Genomic DNA, 19,595 nt, shown 5'->3' on the forward strand with positions numbered 1-19,595 from the left:
TCCTTTCCGTTCCAGATTATCAAGTGTGATTGCCATTCATTTTTACCCTCTGCTCAATTAGTATTATGCTGACCACAAACCACTTTTAATGACCGTTAGCGAATCCATATTGAATGAATAAAAATGACCGACAACGCCTGATCAAAACGCGCCTGATAATTGATAAGGAAGTCAGTGTAAAAGCGTTGGCCGGTACTTTTTCTGTGACCGAAAGAACGATCCGCAATGATTTACAAGCGCTAGCTGACAAGCATCTTTGCGAAATGTTCTATGGCGGTGCCAGATTGATCAAACATGATGAAGACATCTATTTTGAATCAACATCCATCAACAATATATCGACTCTGCTTGAGACGTCCTCCACCACCAAGGCCAGGAGTTACCCTGCGGTAAGCAGGGCCAATGAAACCTCTCCAGAGATTTATATATTGGGATCATTCAATATTGACATTGTATTAGAAGTAAATGAATTTCCAAAAGTTGGGGAAAGTGTGCTGGCACACTCTACTAAATATTATGGTGGTGGCAAGGGAGCAAACCAGGCAATTGCGGCTGCAAAAATAAATGATCAGGTTCACCTGACAATCAAGGTAGGTCAGGACCTGTTTGCCGATAGAGCCAAAAACCCTGGCGAATGCCAATATTGCCTCATTGAATATTCTTGAGGATGCAGAGCACCCAACGGGTAATGCCATCATTCTGGTATCACAACCCTCTGGCGAAAATAAAATTGCAATTAACTTGGGTGCCAACAGCCACATCACAGTGGATGATATCATTCATGATCTCGATTATATTCGTGACTGTCGCGTTTTTTTGACCCAACTGGAAAACAACTTCGACATCATGTCACTTGCGATAACTTATGCAAAGAAAAGTGGTGCGACGACCATTCTCAACCCGACTCCATATAATGATAGCGTGAAGAAAATATTGCCTTTTGTCGATATCATCACCCCCAATGAGATTGAGGCTTCAGATTTGTCTGGCATTGTTATCAATGATCATGAATCAGCCAGACTGGCGGCAAAGAGAATATATAAGCTGGGAGTTAAACATGTCATCATCACGCTGGGCGATAAAGGGTGCCACTATTTTAACGGGAACCGTCACTTTCATTTGGCTGGGCACAAGGCAGCCGTAATTGATAGCAGCGGGGCCGGCGACTCATTTAATGGATCGCTTGCTGCCTCTATTGCCAATGGTAAGTCGATTGAAGATTCACTGATATTTGCCAATGCATTCGCATCATTGAAAGTCGAACGTCGTGGTGCATCAAATATGCCAGACACATCTCTGGTTGAAGCAAGGTTATCCACAAATAATTTGTAACAACACACTGTAAACAAATTAACTGCCAATCTATTTACACTATTACTGACAGAGGTATTTATGTTAGTCATCCACTCGTACTCCATTGCGATTATCATGTGTATTATTACAATGATATGTTGGGGCTCTTGGGCCAACACCACCAAGCTGGTTGATGAAAAAAATGGCCTTTCCAGTTATATTATTGGGACTATTCAATCGGCATCCTGTTGTTTACCTTGCTGCTGGCGTTCACGTTAGGCTCGTCCGGTGATGAAGGTCGCCACTTTATAGCCGATTTACAGCAAGCTGATTGGCAAAACTTTGGCCTGGCCATCCTCGGTGGCATCATTTTCAACCTGGGTAATATCTTGCTGGTGGCCGCTATTGCACTGGCGGGAATGGCTGTTGCGTTCCCGGTTGGCGTCGGGATTGCACTGGTACTTGGCGTTATCGTCAATTATCTGGCCGTACCGGTTGGCGAACCTTATGTGCTCTTTATCGGCGTTGCCTGTGTCACCGTTGCGATTATCTTGACCGCTATTGCTTACGGCCGTCTCAAGCAGCAACAGAGTGCAAAAATGCGTGGTTTGATCACTGCCATCATTGCCGGTGTGGTCATGGGCTGGTTCTATCGCTTTGTCGCAGCCTCTATGGCCGTTGATTTTTCTGCACCGGCAGCCGGTTTGCTCACTCCTTATTCCGCGCTGGTCTTCTTTGCCATTGGTGTACTCCTCTCCAGCTTTGTCTGGAATACCATCATGATGAAGAAGCCAATCTCTGGCCCGGTCATTAATGGTAGCGATTACTTCAAAGGGACCGTCAAAGAGCATGCGGTCGGTATTCTCGGTGGCGTTATCTGGAGTATTGGCATGAGCTTCAGCATTTTGGCCTCTGGCCCGGCAGGCTACGCTATTTCCTATGGCCTCGGTCAGGGTGCCACCATGATTGCCGTTATTTGGGGTGTCTTTGTCTGGCGTGAATTTGCCAGCGCACCTGCCGGAACCAACAAGCTCATCAACGCTATGTTTGCTTTCTATATTCTTGGCATTGCTCTGATCATCGCCGCGAATAGCATTTAATACAGGATATCTATCATGTTGAATAATAAAATTGTCGTTCTGGGTAGTACCAATCAGGATCTGGTTAACAAATCCAGCCATCTGCCAAAAAAAGGCGAGACCATCATCGGCTATGAATTTTTCAGCGCTCGCGGTGGCAAAGGCGCCAACCAGGCAGTAGCTGTCAGCAACATGGGCGGTAAACTCAGTTTTATCTCCTGCCTGGGTAAAGATGATTTTGCCAACCAGTTGATCGCGGATTATCAGCGATCTGGTATGGATACCAGCAAAATGGTTCAACTGGACGATGTGGCCACCGGCTTGGCCCTTATCATGGTCGATGAGCAGGGCTGCAACTGCATCAGTGTTGCCCCCAACGCCAATGCCATGCTGACCAAAGCATTTGTTACCGAGCAACTCGATAGCCTGCGCCAGGCAGACTACCTGCTGATGCAGCTGGAAACACCGATTGATGGGGTGGAGCTGGCGGCCAAAGAGGCCCACCAGGCCAATACCTATGTGATTATCAACCCAGCACCCGCCAAACCCTTGAGTGATGATGTCTATCCCTATATCGACCTTATCACCCCCAACGAGACAGAAACCGAGATCCTGACTGGCATCAAGGTGACTGATCACGCCAGCGCAGAAGCGGCCGCTACCCTGTTGCAGCAAAAAGGGGTGAAGAATGTGATCATCACGCTGGGTGAGAAGGGGGCGTATCTGCAAAGTGCCGATGGCATCAAGGAGATCATTGCGGGCTTCCGGGTCGATGCCAAAGATACCACCGCTGCTGGCGATACCTTCAATGGCGCATTAACCGTTGCGCTGAGTGAAGGGAAATCCCTGCGTGATGCCGTGCTCTTTGCCCACCGTGCCAGTGCCATCTCGGTCAGCCGCATGGGGGCGCAAAGCTCCATTCCGAGCGGGGAAGAGGTCGAACAGTTCAACCATTAATGCCACAAACAAAAGCCCCGGAGCCATGCTCCGGGGCTTTTTTATTTCTTCCCGACCCGCGCTGATTTAACAGAACTGCAGTTCGGCAATCACCTCTTCAAACTCCCCATCACATGCATTTCGCAGCGGTTGCAGTCAAAGCGTAGGCGGAAGGTGTCTTTACCCATCTTGAGCTCCAGCGGCTCGGCCTTGAGACCGGGCACCTCGTTCGGGCAGAGGTTCTGGCTGTAACGGATACAGTGCTTGGTGATCATCAGCACCACTTCCCGCTCCTCCTTGTTTGCCTCGTAGGCGGGGGCAATACGCTCGACCCCGTGTTCGCGGAAGAACTGCTCGGCCGCGCTGTTCAGTACGTTGCCAAGATAGGAGAGACGGTGCTGGGGATAGCTGATATCCCGCAGGGCGATGCGTCGATCGGGACGCTGGTAGCTGGCCACGCGCGCGGCCTCCAGCGCGGCGATGCCATCCCGGCGCAAGCCGTTGAGCTGTGATGCCGCGATGAATAGCGGGTGAGTGAATACCAACTCAATCTTTCGCGCCACAAACAGGGTATTGCCGAGTTTGCCGAGCTGGTCACGCGCCTGTTGCAACGCCCGCTCCGGGTTGTCGGCAGGCTGCTTGTCGCAAGGCAGCATCACCGCTGCGCTGATGGCCTGCTCATCGGTAAGCGTGAGGCTCACGCCCTCATCGCACTCTGCAAGCACCATATCGACCCGGATGCGGCGATCCGCGCTCGCCTTCTCCAGCATCTTGCTGAACGCCTGATCGTGGTTGCGGTAGATTTCGGTGCCCACCTTCAACCCCAGCATGCGCTCTGACAGGAGTAACTGCTTACCTTCCACTTTATTGAGGCGCATCCCCACCAGCTCGTTATTCGGCTTGAAGAAGCCGAGACCGTCGCCGTTGTTGAGGGTGACCTGTTTGCCGTCGATCTCGATGCCATCCTTGGTCACTCTGGTGACGCGCCCCAACGGCTCGCCCACATACTTCGGGCTCTTGGTGGAGTCGATCCCTTGCTGACGACCATTGAGGAAGTAGTCGGTGCTACCGCGGTTGAAGCTCTTTTTCGGATCCGGCGTGAAGCTGTAGCTGCAACGACCCGCCGAAGCGGCCACCAGATCGGAGCGACTGTCGAGAATGGCGTCGAGCTTCTGGCGATACCAGGCGGTGACGTTCTTGACGTAATCGAGCCCCTTGAGGCGCCCTTCAATCTTGAAGGAGCGGATCCCCGCGGCGATCAACGCCTCCAGATTGTCAGTCTGATCCATGTCCTTGAGCGACAGCAGGTGGCTGTCGGCCACCAACACTTCGCCGTCCGGCTTTTGCAGCGAGCAGGGCAGACGGCAGAGCTGGGCACATTCACCGCGGTTGGCACTGCGGCCGGTGCGGGCGTGGCTGATGTTGCACTGGCCGCTGTAGGAGACACAGAGCGCGCCGTGGATAAAAAACTCCAGCTGCACATTGGTCGCCGCACTGATCTCGCGGATCTGCGCCAACGACAGTTCGCGCGCCAGCACCACCTGAGAGAAACCCACATCCTGCAGAAACTTCACCTTCTCCGGCGTGCGGTTGTCGGTCTGGGTACTGGCATGGAGCGCGATGGGAGGCAAATCCAGCGCCAGCAGCCCCATGTCCTGCACGATCAGCGCATCGGCACCGGCTTCGTAAATCTGGTGGGTCAACCGCCGGGCCTGCTCCAGCTCGTGATCGTGCAGCAGGGTGTTGAAAGCGACAAAGACCTGGGCACCGAAACGGTGGGCGTGACGCGCCAGCGCTTCGATATCTTCGAGGGAGTTGCCCGCCGCACTGCGGGCGCCAAAGGCGGGGCCACCCATGTAGACGGCATCGGCACCATGGTTGATGGCTTCGATGCCGTAGGCGAGGTTCTTGGCCGGAGCCAGCAGCTCCAACCGGTTGTTGTGGCTTAACGGGTGCTTGTTCTGGTGCATGGTCTCGGGATCAGGGCGGACAGCAAATGGCCGCTACTCTAGCCCATTCACCACCCGCGTGCCTTGATCCCGCTTAAGGTATCCAAAAAATGCAGGATTAGAGAACCACCTTGATTGCCAGCAACAGATCGCCCACGAGAGGACTAAAGCACCACCTTCAAGGCCAACCCAAGCAGCACCAGGCCGCTCACCTTGTCGATCACAAAGGATTTGGCTTTGAGCCACGCCAGTACGGGCCCACGCGAGAGCACCAGCGCCACCAGCACGTACCAGACGGCGTCGATCCCGCCCGCGGTGAGCATCATGATGCCCCCTTCGCTCCAGCCGGTATCGGCTCGCACAAACTGGCTAAACAGGGCGATAAAGAACACCGCCAGCTGGGGATTGAGGAAAGCCACCATAAAACCTTCAAAGGCCCCCTGCCGACCGCGCAACTGATGCACCTCTTCACTCGCTTCGCCGCTGGCTGGTTTTGCCAGCAAGGCTTTCACCCCGAGCCAGGCAAGAAATGCGGCGCCGCCGTAGCGGATCAGATCAAACAGGATCGGGGTCTGGGTGATCAAGAGTGAGAGGCCAAGTGCGGTGATCAGTGCATAGATACCCACCCCAAGGCCGTGGCCGAGCGCGGTGGCGACGCCGTGCCCCTGCCCACCCTGCACCGTGTTGCGGATGATCAGCGCCAGACTCGGCCCCGGGCTGATAGCGCCCATCACGCAGATTGCGGCCAGTGCCAGCCAACTCGTCAGTTCCATGCTTTTCCTCTTTTGTGCTCGATATGATGACCTGCACTCAGGGTACGGGCTGAGCCATTATGCCAGTAGTGAAAGTTATGAATAGAACCCATAACTGATGGCTATAGCGCCACACAACTGACTGGGGCTAATCACCGAGATCAAGCAGCTTGCGACTCTCGCCGACGGTGCGTTGCAGGTGATCCCGCAGGAAGGGGTAGGCCAGCTCGCGAAACCAGCGGTGGGCCGGATCCTGATGGTGGCGCTGATGCCACAGCAGATGATACTGCTGGTCACGGGTAGCAAAGGGCAAGTCGACAAAGGTGAGCTCATGGCCGCAGGAGAGCTGCCAGGCGATATGGGCAGGGGTAGTCATCAGGCAATCGGTGCGCAGCAACACCTCCACCGCCGCCTGAAAGAAGGGGACTCGGGCAAACCAGCGCCGGCTCAGTCCCTGCGGCGCCAATACCTGCTCCACCGGGCTGTCCTTGTCGCCACCGCCACTCACCTGCAGGTGAGGCCAGGCGAGATAGTCATCGAGACTCAATGCCTTGCCAGCCAGTGGATGGTGGCTTCCCATCAGCACCGCCAGCCGATCTTCTCCCTGATGCAGACCACGGATCTGCTCCGGTACCTGCTCGGTGATGGTGGAGACCAGATCGAGCTCGGACTGCCACAGTTGCGGCAGCTGACGCTTGTCCCACAGGCTGTACTCCAGCGCCGCCAACGGCGCCTCGTTGGCGAGCGCGGCACAGATATCGGGCAGAATATGTTGGGCAACATAATCAGAAGACGCGAGCCGAAATACCCGCTCGCAGCGGCTCGGGTCAAACCCGGGCGCCTCGTAGAGCCGCTCCAGCGCCCCGAGAGAATCCGCCAGCTGGGCGGCCAACAGTTCGGCCCGTGGCGTCAGCAGCCAGCGTTGCCCCTCCCGCACCAGCAACTCGTCATCAAACTCGCTGCGCAATTGGGCGAGCTGCTTGCTGATGGAGGGTTGACTCAGGTGCAATAACTCGGCGGCACGGCTGATATTACGGGTCTCCAGCAGCACCTTGAGGGTCGGCAGCAAGTTGAGATTGGCTCTGAGCGAGGGATGCCCTCATCGGTGGGGAAACGCCTATCTTAGGGCAGAGGAGTCCCGCGTATTAAGCAAAATTTCCTGCCATGTTCAGCACCTTGCCGCCCTTTGTGGCCAGCTGGCGCAGCCGCTCGCCCAGCACATAACCATGACCACAAGATGACAGTGGTTGTCTCGTACGGCATAATTGCACGATTTTCCGCCCGCGGGCGATCCACTTTGAGAAGCGGTAACAAGATGAAATACGCCAATATCACCGGCTGGGGCAAATGCCTGCCTCCCTCCGTGCTGACCAACGATGACCTCAGCACCATCATGGATACGTCAGACGAGTGGATCTATCCGCGCACCGGCATCAAGGCTCGCCGGATCTCCCACGTCAGCACCTCGGATCTCGCTACCCTGGCCGGTCGCCGCGCGCTCGCCTGTGCCGGTCTGGAAGCGAGCGATCTCGATGGCATCATCCTGGCGACCGCCACCCCGGACAACCTGCTGCCAAGCGCCGCCTCTGCGGTGCAGAAGAAGCTCGGGGCCGTCAACGCCGCCGTGTTTGACCTCAACGCCGCCTGTACCGGTTTTGTCTACTCCCTCTCCGTCGCGACCTCGCTGGTGCAGACCGGCATGATGAAGAAGGTGCTGGTGATTGGCGCCGAGCGCCTCACCTACCTGCTGGACTGGGCGCGCCGCGATACTGCCGTACTGTTTGGCGACGGAGCCGGTGCCGTGGTGATCGAGGCAAGCGAGCAGGAGTGTGGCCTGATTGCCAACAAGCTGGGCTGTGACAGCGAAGCGCGGGAGATCCTGCACGTACCGAACTTCGGTACCGATCGGGTGCGTTTTGCCGATGTCGACGGCCTGTTCACCTTCAACTTTGAAGGCCCGGAGATCTTCAAACGCGCCGTGCGCGGCATGGGTGAAGCAACCAGCACTGTATTGGCGCAGGCTGGCATTGCGCCGGAGCAGGTCGACCTGATCGTCCCCCATCAGGCCAACATCCGCATCATCGAAACCCTCGCCAAGCGGATGAACGCGCCGATGGAGAAGGTAATGGTCAACATCGAAAACTACGGCAATACCTCCGCCGCTACCGTGCCCATCGCCCTGTGCGAAGCGCTGGAGCAGGGTCGCGTCAAGCCGAACACCTATCTGCTGACCGCCGCCTTCGGTGCCGGTCTGACCTGGGGTGCCGCCATCATCAAGTGGGGCGATCGCGTCACCCCCATCAAGGCGTGCGATGCCGAACTGCCCCCGTGCGACAAGAGCGCGCTGGAGCTGATTGCCCACGCCGTCGAAGGTTGCCAGAAGGCCCACGCCAACGAGGCCTGATCCTCATCAGGAGCCTGAATCATCAGGCTCCTGCTCTCCTTTTTCTCCCCCGACTCTCTCCGCCCCCCTTAGCAATCCTCTCGATACAGCAATCGCTGATACAAACAAATCCGATTTGCAGCCAATTTATTTTTTTCCGCTAACCTTATTGTGCCAACTATAAATAAAGAAAAGAGCTTCAAGGGGCACCATGACTGTTGCAGTCCTGCTCCTTTACCTCTTACCAAATAATTGCACAGGGATAAGCTACGTATGGCACAACACAAAAGTGGCGTGAACACACCGCTTTGGGAACCAGTTTGCTGGATTTGCTGCATCGGGCTCGGTCTGCTGAGCTGCCTGTTGCTGCAACTCGCCGATGCGCTGTCACCTCTCTACCTGCTGCTAAATGTGCTGGTGGCCATTGCCGCAGCCCTCTGGACATCGAGTCGCTTCCATCACCACTTGCAACGAAACCGCGCAGAACAGATAGAACCCGCCGCCACGGATGCCATCGCCCACTCCATCGTCGGGCTTGAACAGGTGTGTGAGAAGGCGCTGCCCATCTGGTCCCAACAGATTGAAAACTCTCGTCAACAAACCGAAGCGGCGATGATTGACCTGACCCAGCGCTTCAGCGGCTTGGCCAACAAACTGGAAGAAGCAGTCAATGCCTCCCATCTGGCAGCCGGTGAACTGGGTGATGCCAATTCCCGTGGCATGGCCGGAGTCTTGAGCGAGAGCCAGCAGCAGCTCAATGAGGTGGTTGCCATCCTGCATTCCGCCCAGGCCAATCGGGACGCCATGCTGGGTGAGATAAAAAGCCTGACCACCTACACCATAGAGCTCAACACCATGGCCATGGATGTGGCCAAGATCGCCTCCCAGACCAACCTGCTGGCCCTCAACGCCGCCATTGAAGCTGCCCGGGCAGGGGAAGCCGGTCGTGGCTTTGCTGTGGTCGCTGATGAAGTGCGTAACCTCTCCCGCCTCTCCAGCGAAACAGCCCAGAAGATGACCGACAAGGTCGACACCATCAATACTGCTATCGGGCGCGCCTTCCAGATTGCCGAAAATGCAGCCGCACGGGATCACGCCTCGGCACTCAATTCGGAGCAGACCATTGAACAGGTGCTGGCCCGTTTCCGCCATGCCACTGACAGCCTGGCAGAATCCGCCTCCCTGTTGCAAAACGAGAGCACCGATATCCATCGCGAAATCTCCAGCGTCATTGCCTCGCTGCAATTTCAAGACAGGGTCAGCCAGATCCTCAGCCACGTCAGACAAAACATGGAGAGCCTCTCCGGCCACCTGAGCGCTTCGGAGCAAAACAGCAATTCATCCGGACCAATCCAGATCGATGCCCATCGCTGGCTGGCAGAGATGGAGCTCTCATACGCCACCGACGAGCAGCGCAATATTCACCATGGTCGCACCACCCGTTCTGCCAAAGCGCAACCAAGCAGCGCCGACATCACATTTTTCTAGGAGAGAGATATGGGCAAAACGATCCTGATCGTGGATGACTCGGCAACCATTCGCCAAGTCGTAGGCATGACCCTCAAGGGGGCCGGTTATGAAGTGATGGAGGCGAGCGATGGCAAGGATGCGCTCAAGAAGCTTGATGGCAAGAAGATCAACCTGATCATCAGTGACGTCAACATGCCAAACATGGATGGCATCACCTTCGTCAAAGAGGCCAAAAAGCTGGCCAGCTATAAATTCACCCCCATCATCATGCTGACTACCGAATCGCAAGACAGCAAGAAGCAGGAAGGACAAGTCGCAGGAGCCAAAGCCTGGGTGGTCAAGCCCTTCCAGCCCGAGCAGATGCTGGCAGCTGTCGCCAAGCTCATCACGCCGTGATCCGGAGCGCATCATGCAACTACAGAGTGAGCGGCTCGACAACAAGGTGGTGGTGACCCTGCCGGAAGAGATCACCATCTATACAGTCAGCGAGCTGAAAGAGGCCCTTTCGCCCTTATTGCATCAGGGGCGCGAACTGGAGCTGAATCTGGCGGCGGTATCCGAGATAGACAGCGCCGGGCTGCAACTGCTGCTGGCGGCAAAGAAAACCGCGCTGCAGCAAGGCTCCTCCCTGGCGCTGGTCTGGCATAGCCATGTTGTGCTTGAACTGCTGGAGCTCTGCCAGCTCTCGGCCTTTTTTGGCGATCCCACCCTCATCACCCATGGCGAACGCCCCTAAGCCAGCATGACAGGAGTCACCGTGAGCATCGATCTTGATCAGGCTTTACAAACCTATATCGCCGAGGCACGCGAGTTGCTCGAAGAGATGGAGTCAGCGCTGCTCTCACTGGAGGCTGACCCTGACAATAGCGAGCTGATTGGCGCTATCTTCCGTGCAGCTCACACCATCAAGGGGTCTGCTGGCCTGTTCGGTCTGCAGCCCATCGTCGGGTTTACCCATATCGTCGAGGATCTGCTCGACCAGATCCGCAATCAGCAGCTCACCGTCACCTCCCCTCTGATCAAGGATCTGCTGGAGAGCTGTGACCACATCCAGACGCTCATCAGTGTCGTTGCGGAACAGGGTAGCTCGTTAAGCGATGGTGATGCCAACCAGGATGAACGGCTTAGGCTGACCCTCACCCGCCATCAGTGTGTTCCCCATGCCACCCTGCCAGATACGGTGCATAAGCCGGAACCCAGGATCGAGAAAGAGGGAGGCATTACCAGCTCCGCCTCCTTGTGGCATATCTCCCTGCGTTTTGGTCCCGATGTGCTGCGCAACGGCATGGATCCCGCCGCATTTCTGCGCTATCTCGGCACACTCGGAACCCTCTGCTCGGTGGAGACCATCCATCAAGGACTACCGGAGTGGGAACCGTTCGATCCTGAGAATTGCTACCTCGGATACGAGATAGACTTCGACTCGAAGGCAGACAAGGCGGCCATCAGCGATGTCTTTGAATTTGTTCGAGATGACTGCCAGATCACCATTTTGCCGCCCCACAGCAAGATCGCCGAGTTCATCAACCTGATCGAGTCGCTGCCGGAAGACAACGCCATGCTGGGTCAGTTGCTGGTCAACACCGGCGCACTGACGGCAGAGGAGTTGGCAAACGGTCTGCAGGCACAACAAGCGACCCCGGCAGAGCAAGCGCCTAAACTCGGGGAGATCCTGATTGCGCAGGGAGCCGTCAACGAAGCCGTGGTCGATGCCGCCCTGAAAAAACAGAACCAGACCAAGGAGAGCAAGAGTAAAGAGGGTCGTTACGTCAGGGTACATGCCGACAAGTTGGACGATCTGATCAATCTTGTCGGTGAGCTGGTGGTCGCCAGCTCAGGAGCCAATCTGCTGGCCCAGCGCACCCGAGAAAGCCAGCTACAGGAAGCCACCTCGGTCATTGCCATGCTGGTGGAAGAGATCCGTGACAGCGCGCTGCGCCTGCGAATGGTGCCTATCGGCGATACCTTCAACCGCTTCCAGCGGGTGGTGCGCGATGTCAGCCAAGAGCTGAACAAGGATATCACTCTGGTGATCTCCGGAGCCGAGACCGAACTGGACAAGTCGGTGGTAGAGAAGATCGGCGATCCTCTGATGCATCTGGTCAGAAACTCGATGGATCACGGTATCGAATCGGCAGAACAACGGCTGCTGGCAGGCAAATCCCCCCGCGGCACCCTGAATCTCAACGCCTATCACGACTCCAACAGTATCGTCATCGAAATTCGGGATGACGGCGCCGGTCTCAACAAAGCCAGGATCCAGCAAAAAGCCATCGAACGCGGTCTGATCAGCGCAACCACCACGCTGACGGATCAGGAGATATACAACCTGATCTTCGAGCCGGGGTTCTCCACCGCCGAGGCGATCACCAACCTCTCCGGTCGCGGGGTGGGCATGGATGTCGTCAAACGCAACATAACCGCCCTGCGCGGCACGGTCGATCTCGACAGCATCCCTGGAAAAGGCACCCGTGTGCAGATACGCCTACCGCTTACCCTCGCCATCATCGACGGCTTCCTGGTGCGAGTCTGCGACACCCACTACGTCATTCCGCTCGATATGGTGATCGAGTGCGTTGAATTGACCCAGAGTTCACTGGCCGACACCCAGGGGCGCAATTACATCAATTTACGTGGCGAGGTGCTGCCCTTTATCCGCCTGCAACACTACTTCGATACCAATGGCAGCAAGGGGCGGCGCGAGAACATTGTCGTGGTCAGCCACGCAGGCAAAAAATCCGGACTGGTAGTGGATGAACTGCTGGGAGAATTCCAGACTGTCATCAAACCGTTGGGGAAATTGTTCCAGCGCCTGCAGGGCATCAGTGGCTCAACCATTCTGGGGGGAGGAGAGGTCGCCCTGATCCTCGACATTCCCTCGCTCATCCAGCACGCGATCACCCTGGAATCCTGTCAGCTCAACAACTTGACGGTGTCGCGCAACCAACCTCAATCCAGCCTCAGCTGAGGGGGCCATCATGTTTAAAAACTCCACCATCAAATTGCGCCTCATCGTGCAGCTCTGCCTGCTCTGCCTGCTGTTGCTGGCCGTTGGCGGCCTCGGGTTATACAACATGCAGAGCAGCAATACCGGGCTACAGCGCGTGTACAACGACAGGGTGGTTCCTCTCAAGCAGCTGAAGACCATCTCCGACAGCTATGCCGTCTCGATCATCGACAACCTCAACAAAGCCAATGCGGGGCTGATCCCGGCAGAAGAGGCGTTGAATCAGATAAAACAGGCCCAGCAGACCATCAAGAGCGAGTGGCAGCACTACCAATCCACCACCCTCACCCCGGAGGAGCAGCGCTTGTCAGCCGAGGCGAGCACCCTGTTCAACGCGGCCGATTCCGATATTGGCAAGCTGGAGAAATTCCTCGCCACCCAGCACGGCATGATTGCCGGCATGCTGAACAATTTTGACGGCACCCTCTATGGCTCCATCGACCCGATAGGCAACAAGGTCACCGAGCTGGTGAACCTGCAGCTCAATGTGGCCAAGTCGGAATATACCGCGGCACAATCCTGGTATGACGTGATGCTGATAACCATGGCGGTGGTTATCGCGCTCGGCATCGTGCTCGCTGCCTGGTTTGGCACCCTGCTGATCAAGAGCATCATTACTCCCATTGAGCAGGCCCTGCGTGTGGCCAATAGTCTGGCCGATGGCAATCTGGATGTATCGATCAAGATAGAATCCAACGATGAAGCGGGTCAGCTCTTGATGGCGATGGACAATATGGTCAAGAAGCTGGGGGCCTTGATCACGGATATCGAGACCCTGGTCACCGCCGCCGTCGAGCAGGGAGACTTCAGCCACAAGATTGCACTGGAGGATCGCCAGGGCTACATCAAACGGGTATCCGAGCTGCTGAATCGCCTCTCCCATGTTACAGATACCAGCCTGGAAGATGTGATGCGCATCGCCACCGCGCTCTCCAAAGGGGATCTGACTCAACGGATCGATGAACCCTACCCCGGTATTTTTGGCCAGACCAAAGACGGCCTCAACCAGACCATCACTGCGCTAACCAATATCATCGAAGAGGTTCGCAACGCCGCCGACAACCTGACCAATGCCTCCAATCAGGTGAGCAATACGGCGCAGGCATTGAGTCAGGCCACCAGCGAGCAGGCGGCCAGTGTTGAGGAGACCAGCGCCTCTATCGAACAGATGAGCGCCAGCATCAACCAGAACACCGAGAACGCCAGGATCACCGACAGCATGGCCAGCAACTCGGTGCTGGAGGCCACCGAAGGGGGTCAATCCGTGCAACAGACGGTCACGGCCATGCAGCAAATTGCCAGGAAAGTCAGCATCATCGATGACATCGCCTATCAAACCAACCTGCTGGCCCTCAATGCGGCCATCGAGGCGGCTCGCGCCGGAGAACATGGCAAAGGCTTCGCGGTAGTTGCCGCCGAGGTGAGGAAACTGGCGGAACGCAGCCAGATCGCGGCGCAAGAGATTGGCGAGCTCTCCTCTGACAGCGTCAGCAAGGCAGAGCGGGCCGGCAGCCTGCTGGAGAAGATCGTCCCCTCCATTCGCAAAACCTCTGATCTGGTACAAGAGATCAATGCAGCTTCCGGGGAACAGGCCAGCGCGGCCAACCAGATCAGCCTGGCCATGAGCCAGCTCAATCAGGTCACGCAGCAAAACGCCGCCAGTAGCGAGGAGCTCGCTGCCACGGCGGAAGAGATGAGCTCGCAAGCCAGTGAACTGCAACAAACCATGGCCTTTTTTGCACTGGAAAAGCGCCCCCAGGTTAATGCCAGAGTTCATGAGGCCAACCACAAGGGCGTGCCTCCCAGAGGCAGTTTCATCGCACCGCCACAATGGGCCAGCCAGCCCAATCAACCATCATCCCATGCCATTGATGAAGCGGATTTTGTCCGTTTCTAACCGGAGGCGACCATGCATACATCCACCGACATCACGGTGCCATCAGCCGCCGCTGACGAGAGCAGTGGCGATGCCCAGTACCTGACATTTCTGATCAACAACGAGATGTTCGCCATCAATATTCTGGGGGTCAAAGAGATTATCGAATACGGCAATATCACTCCGATCCCGATGATGCCCGGTTTTATTCGCGGCGTAATCAACCTCAGAGGTGCGGTCGTGTCGGTCGTCGACTTGAACGCCCGCTTTGGCAATGCCCCTTCGCTCATCACTCGCCGAAGTTGCATCGTCATCATTGAAGGGATAGCCCCGCAGGGCGATGAACCTGTAGGTCAGGATATTGGCGTCGTGGTGGATTCCGTATCGGAAGTGCTGGGTATTCCACAAGCAGATATCGAGCCCCCGCCCAGTTTTGGTGCCCGCATCCGGGCCGACTTCATCAGCGGCATGGGCAAGGTCAACGGCAAATTCGTCATCCTCATCGACACCGAAAAAGTGTTGTCACTCGATGAGATGGCTCAACTCAGTGAACTGGCCCAGCCACAGGCAAGGTTGCCACAAAGCAACCTGCAACCCTCCTGAACAGGCCCCCATATTCCACGACATGCAGCATAAGGAAACGCTCATGACCCGCTCACTCTTTGGCAAACTCTTCGGAAACAGCGCGGCCGAAGCAAGACAGCAGGCCCAACTACTCCATGCTATCGGGCAAGTACAGCGCACCATTGAAGACGATCAGGCTCCGGCTGCAATCGAACTTTCCGGACTGGATAGCCCGCTGCGTGAAGTGGCCATCGCGGTCAACGACGTGATTGCCCTGTTGAACGGCAAGCTGGAGCAAAGCCGGCACGAGATCAGGAATAGCCAGGTGCTGCTTCATGAAAACCGGCTGGTTCGCAAGGCGCTCGATTGCGCCAGCACCAACGTGATGATCGCCAATACCAACCTCGACATTATCTATATGAACGAGGCGGTGACCGGCATGCTCAATCAGGCTGAAAGCGACATCAAGAAAGAGCTCTACAGCTTCAATGCCAATCAGCTGATGGGCGCCAATATCGACAGCTTTCATAAAAATCCGGGCCATCAGCGTGCCATGCTGGCCAAACTCAACAGCACCTACCGCACCCAGATCCAGCTGGGTGGACGCACCTTCTCCCTGATCGCCAATCCGGTCTTCAACGATAGCGGCGAGCGACTAGGCTCCGTGGTCGAGTGGGCAGACCGTACCAAGGAGGTGATGATAGAGAAAGAGATGTCCGACATCGTGCAGGCCGTGATCAATGGCGAGCTGCACCGCCGGATGGAGCTGACGGGTAAAAGTGGCTTCTTTCAGGCAATGGGGGAAGGGATAAACCAGATTGCCGAAGTGATCGACAGCACCCTCAACGATGTTATCCGGGTCGTACAGTGTCTGGCGAAAGGGGATCTGACCCAACAGATAGAGGCTGATTATCCCGGTATTTTTGGCACCACCAAAGATTCGCTAAACACCACTATCGCCTCGCTGACCAAGATTGTCACCGAAGTGCGCGGCGCCTCCGACAATCTCTCCAGTGCCGCCGAGCAAGTCAGCGCGACGGCCCAGTCGATCAGCCAATCCAGCAGTGAACAGGCCTCCAGCATGGAAGAGACCAGCGCCTCCATTGAGCAGATGAGCGCCAGCATCAACCAGAACACCGACAACGCCCAAGTCACCGATGGCATGGCCAGCAAGGCAGCCAAAGAAGCCGCCGAGGGAGGTGAAGCGGTCAAACTGACCGTCGATGCCATGAAACAGATCGCCAGACGGATTGGCATCATCGACGATATTGCCTACCAGACCAATCTGCTGGCGCTCAACGCAGCCATCGAAGCGGCGCGCGCCGGCGATCACGGCAAGGGCTTTGCCGTAGTGGCGGCGGAGGTGCGCAAACTGGCCGAACGCAGCCAGGTTGCAGCACAGGAGATTGGCGAACTGGCGTCAAGCAGCGTCGAGATGGCAGAAAAAGCCGGTCGCCTGCTCGATCAAATGGTGCCCTCCATCAACAAGACATCGGACCTGGTGCAGGAGATCAGCGCCGCCTCCAACGAACAGTCCACCGGCGTCAGTCAGATCAACCTGGCCATGAATCAGTTGAGTCAGGTTACCCAGCAAAACGCCTCTTGCAGCGAAGAGCTGGCTGCCACAGCGGAAGAGATGAGCAACCAGGCCGAGCAACTGCAGCTGGCCATGGAGTTCTTTACCCTGGAGGCCCACACCAAAGAAGGCAAAGCCACCTCGCACCTTCACCCCACGACCCGAGGGCGCTTCATGAACGAGAACAATGCCAACAGTCGGGAGCGGGCCGCCACCACACAACGCCCCATCAACGACGGCGATTTTGTCCGATTCTAGTCACGGGAGAGGCATTGCCTCTCCCGCATCCGACAACACAGGTAGAGGGACAGGGTTTTGTATCAAACCCAGCTGCATGATGATGAGTTCTCCCGTTTCCAACGCTGGCTTCATCAAACGGCGGGGATAGAGCTGTCTCCAGCCAAGAAGGCGCTGGTTGCCAGCCGCTTGGCAAAACGGCTCTGCCACTACGAGCTGGACAGCTATGACGACTACTTCCAGCTCATCATGAACGATCGCTGCAGCGAACTGCAGCTGGCGCTCGATCTGCTCACCACCAACGAAACCTACTTTTTCAGAGAGCCAAAACACTTCGAGTTTCTGACCCGGGAGGTGCTTGCACGCTTCCCGAGTGAACGCACCTTGCGGATCTGGAGCGCAGCCAGTTCATCCGGAGAGGAGCCCTATAGTCTGGCCATGACCCTCGCGGAGAAACGTGGCGCCCTCAACTGGGAGATCCTGGCCTCCGATATCTCGTCCCGGGTGCTGGAACAGGCGACGAGCGGCCGTTACCCCATCGAGCGGGCGCACAACATTCCCCTGCCCTTTTTAATGAAATACTGCCTCAAGGGCGTTGGCCTGCAGGAGGGGATCTTCATCATCGATCGCAAGTTGCGGGACAAGGTACAGTTCATGCAGATCAACCTCAATCAGGATCTGCCGGACATCGGCTTGTTTGACGTCATCTTTATCAGAAACGTGATGATCTACTTCAACAAGGAGACCAAGGGGCAAGTGTTGCAGCGGCTGGTGCCCAAACTCAAACCCGGTGGCTATCTGTTGGTCAGCCATGCCGAAAGTTTGCATGGTTTGCATCATGGACTGCAGCTGGTATCTCCCTCCATTTATCAGAAGAGATAAATCATGGCACGGGAGGTGATTCTGCAACCCGGTGAACTTTTCTTTGGCAAGGAGGATGTTGTCCTCAAAACCGTGCTGGGCTCCTGCATTGCCATCACCCTGTGGCATCCGGAACAAAAGATGGGCGGTATGTGCCACTACATGCTGCCAACCCGGGGGTGGCCAACCACCCTGCTGGATGGCCGCTATGCCGATGAAGCCATCACCTTGCTATTACAAGCTATTGCGCAATATCCGCCCCCTCTCGACGAATACGAGATCAAATTGTTCGGAGGCGGCAATATGTTCGACCAGCCACAATACGCCAGACGCGATAACAATGTGGCCACCAGAAATATTGAGGCAGCCTGGCAGCTGACCCGACACCTTGGACTTGATATCAAAGCCCACCATCTTGGCCATAGCGGCCACCGAAGCCTGATTTTTGAACTCAGCAACGGTAGTGTCTGGCTCCGCCATCATCGTCTGCCACATCAACGGGAGTCGCGAGAATGAAGCAGATCCGGGTCATGCTGGTGGATGATTCCGCCGTGGTCAGACAGGTATTGCAAGCGGTGCTGGAGCAGGAGCCCGATATCCGGGTGATCGCCACGGCATCGGATCCCCTGTTTGCGCAGGAAAAACTGAAGAAAGAGTGGCCTGACGTCATCGTGCTCGATGTGGAGATGCCCCGTATGGATGGCATCACTTTTCTCACCAAGATCATGGCAGAACATCCAACCCCGGTGGTGATCTGCTCCTCCCTCACCGAGAAGGGTGCCGAGACCACCTTGCAGGCGATGGCTGCCGGCGCGGTGGACATCATCACCAAGCCGACCATGGGGATAAAAAGCTTTCTGCAAGAATCTGCCCACGACTTGGCCATGGCGGTGCGGGCTGCGGCCCAAGCCAACCTCAAGCGCGTGGGCAAGCCCTCCTCTGTGCCGGTCAGCGCCAAGCTGAATGCGGATGCCATGCTGGCCCCCAATCAGCACGCCATGGCACAAACCACTGAACGGCTCATCGCCATCGGTACCTCGACCGGTGGCACCCAGGCCCTTGAGGCAGTACTGACGGCCCTGCCCCGGGTCAGCCCCGGCATTGTCATCGTGCAGCACATGCCGGAGAAATTTACCGCCATGTTTGCCGAGCGGTTGAACGGGGTCTGCCAGATAGAAGTGCGGGAGGCGAGAAACAATGACAGAGTGATCCCCGGGCTGGCGCTGATTGCCCCTGGCGGCAAACATATGCTGCTCAAGCGCAGCGGGGCCTACTATCACGTCGAGGTGGTCGACGGGCCGCTCATCAACCGCCATCGTCCCTCGGTGGATGTGCTGTTTCGCTCTGTCGCCAAATATGCCGGCAAGAATGCCACCGGCATCATCATGACCGGCATGGGGGATGATGGCGCACGGGGATTGCGCGAGATGCTGGAGGCTGGTGCCAATACCTATGCCCAGGATGAGGCCTCCTGCGTGGTGTTCGGCATGCCTAAGGAGGCAATCAAGCTGGGGGCTGCTCGCCATGTGCTTCCCTTGCAAGAGATGCAATACGCCATCCTCGGCAGGTAATCCCTTATCGCGCGTGTTGACCATAAAAAAAGTCCGGCTCC

Annotated in this window: 17 protein-coding genes and 1 pseudogene; 15 read left to right on the forward strand and 3 right to left on the reverse strand. The window is 56.6% G+C overall.

The genetic code is table 11. The features are described 5' to 3' along the window. Positions 1 to 113: 113 nt before the first annotated feature. From OKC27_RS09975 to rbsK, 4 genes and pseudogenes are all read left to right on the forward strand, one after another. On the forward strand, positions 114 to 665 hold the full coding sequence (locus OKC27_RS09975) for a PfkB family carbohydrate kinase (RefSeq protein ID WP_270806200.1): 552 nt from the start codon (positions 114 to 116) through the stop codon (positions 663 to 665). Next, positions 607 to 1,332: a ribokinase gene (locus tag OKC27_RS09980; protein WP_270806201.1), complete on the forward strand. Its 726-nt coding sequence runs from the start codon at positions 607 to 609 to the stop codon at positions 1,330 to 1,332. Before OKC27_RS09975 ends, OKC27_RS09980 begins: the two co-directional genes overlap by 59 nt. A gap of 194 nt (positions 1,333 to 1,526) precedes the next feature. Continuing rightward, positions 1,527 to 2,393, forward strand: a pseudogene (locus OKC27_RS09985) (GRP family sugar transporter); the annotation flags it as partial. 15 nt (positions 2,394 to 2,408) lie between these two features. Further along, positions 2,409 to 3,329 (forward strand): ribokinase, encoded by a 921-nt coding sequence (rbsK, locus tag OKC27_RS09990; RefSeq protein ID WP_270806202.1) that lies wholly within the window; start codon positions 2,409 to 2,411, stop codon positions 3,327 to 3,329. An 89-nt stretch (positions 3,330 to 3,418) separates the two neighbouring features. On the opposite strand, the gene OKC27_RS09995 is transcribed toward rbsK, so the two are convergent. From OKC27_RS09995 to OKC27_RS10005, 3 genes are all read right to left on the reverse strand, one after another. Then, positions 3,419 to 5,278, reverse strand: coding sequence for a peptidase U32 family protein (locus tag OKC27_RS09995; protein WP_182938987.1), 1,860 nt, complete (start codon positions 5,276 to 5,278; stop codon positions 3,419 to 3,421). A 143-nt stretch (positions 5,279 to 5,421) separates the two neighbouring features. Beyond that, positions 5,422 to 6,030 carry a LysE family translocator gene (locus OKC27_RS10000; protein ID WP_182938986.1) on the reverse strand — a complete coding sequence of 203 codons (609 nt, stop codon included), beginning with the start codon at positions 6,028 to 6,030 and terminating at the stop codon, positions 5,422 to 5,424. 127 nt (positions 6,031 to 6,157) lie between these two features. Further along, complete coding sequence (locus OKC27_RS10005; RefSeq protein ID WP_182939709.1) at positions 6,158 to 7,075, reverse strand: LysR family transcriptional regulator; 918 nt, start codon at positions 7,073 to 7,075, stop codon at positions 6,158 to 6,160. Positions 7,076 to 7,324: 249 nt separating this feature from the next. On the opposite strand from OKC27_RS10005, the gene OKC27_RS10010 reads away from it, so the two are divergent. The 11 genes from OKC27_RS10010 to OKC27_RS10060 all read left to right on the forward strand — a co-directional run bounded on the left by OKC27_RS10010 (position 7,325) and on the right by OKC27_RS10060 (position 19,554). Then, a complete protein-coding gene (locus tag OKC27_RS10010; RefSeq protein ID WP_182938985.1) occupies positions 7,325 to 8,413 on the forward strand; it encodes a ketoacyl-ACP synthase III in 1,089 nt (362 codons plus the stop codon). Between the two features lie 252 nt (positions 8,414 to 8,665). Beyond that, a complete protein-coding gene (locus OKC27_RS10015) occupies positions 8,666 to 9,880 on the forward strand; it encodes a methyl-accepting chemotaxis protein (protein ID WP_270806203.1) in 1,215 nt (404 codons plus the stop codon). Positions 9,881 to 9,889: 9 nt separating this feature from the next. Beyond that, entirely contained in the window at positions 9,890 to 10,258 is a 369-nt protein-coding gene (locus OKC27_RS10020; RefSeq protein ID WP_182938983.1) for a response regulator, read from the forward strand. 13 nt (positions 10,259 to 10,271) lie between these two features. Beyond that, the gene (locus tag OKC27_RS10025; RefSeq protein WP_182938982.1) at positions 10,272 to 10,598 is read left to right on the forward strand and encodes an STAS domain-containing protein; all 327 of its coding nucleotides are present in this window, start codon (positions 10,272 to 10,274) and stop codon (positions 10,596 to 10,598) included. 21 nt (positions 10,599 to 10,619) lie between these two features. Next, positions 10,620 to 12,830, forward strand: a complete 2,211-nt coding sequence (locus tag OKC27_RS10030) for a chemotaxis protein CheA (protein WP_270806204.1) — start codon at positions 10,620 to 10,622, stop codon at positions 12,828 to 12,830. 10 nt (positions 12,831 to 12,840) lie between these two features. Then, on the forward strand, positions 12,841 to 14,766 hold the full coding sequence (locus tag OKC27_RS10035) for a HAMP domain-containing methyl-accepting chemotaxis protein (RefSeq protein ID WP_270806205.1): 1,926 nt from the start codon (positions 12,841 to 12,843) through the stop codon (positions 14,764 to 14,766). 12 nt (positions 14,767 to 14,778) lie between these two features. Continuing rightward, positions 14,779 to 15,348 carry a chemotaxis protein CheW gene (locus tag OKC27_RS10040; protein WP_182938979.1) on the forward strand — a complete coding sequence of 190 codons (570 nt, stop codon included), beginning with the start codon at positions 14,779 to 14,781 and terminating at the stop codon, positions 15,346 to 15,348. 43 nt (positions 15,349 to 15,391) lie between these two features. Then, entirely contained in the window at positions 15,392 to 17,143 is a 1,752-nt protein-coding gene (locus OKC27_RS10045) for a methyl-accepting chemotaxis protein (protein ID WP_182938978.1), read from the forward strand. A gap of 57 nt (positions 17,144 to 17,200) precedes the next feature. Continuing rightward, positions 17,201 to 18,004 carry a CheR family methyltransferase gene (locus tag OKC27_RS10050; RefSeq protein ID WP_182938977.1) on the forward strand — a complete coding sequence of 268 codons (804 nt, stop codon included), beginning with the start codon at positions 17,201 to 17,203 and terminating at the stop codon, positions 18,002 to 18,004. Positions 18,005 to 18,007: 3 nt separating this feature from the next. Then, positions 18,008 to 18,499, forward strand: a complete 492-nt coding sequence (locus OKC27_RS10055; protein ID WP_182938976.1) for a chemotaxis protein CheD — start codon at positions 18,008 to 18,010, stop codon at positions 18,497 to 18,499. Further along, positions 18,496 to 19,554: a protein-glutamate methylesterase/protein-glutamine glutaminase gene (locus tag OKC27_RS10060; protein ID WP_111809151.1), complete on the forward strand. Its 1,059-nt coding sequence runs from the start codon at positions 18,496 to 18,498 to the stop codon at positions 19,552 to 19,554. Before OKC27_RS10055 ends, OKC27_RS10060 begins: the two co-directional genes overlap by 4 nt. Positions 19,555 to 19,595: the final 41 nt, after the last annotated feature.

Origin of the sequence: Aeromonas sp. QDB62 (assembly GCF_027705695.1) — a bacterium.
In the GTDB taxonomy this organism is placed as follows: domain Bacteria; phylum Pseudomonadota; class Gammaproteobacteria; order Enterobacterales; family Aeromonadaceae; genus Aeromonas; species Aeromonas allosaccharophila.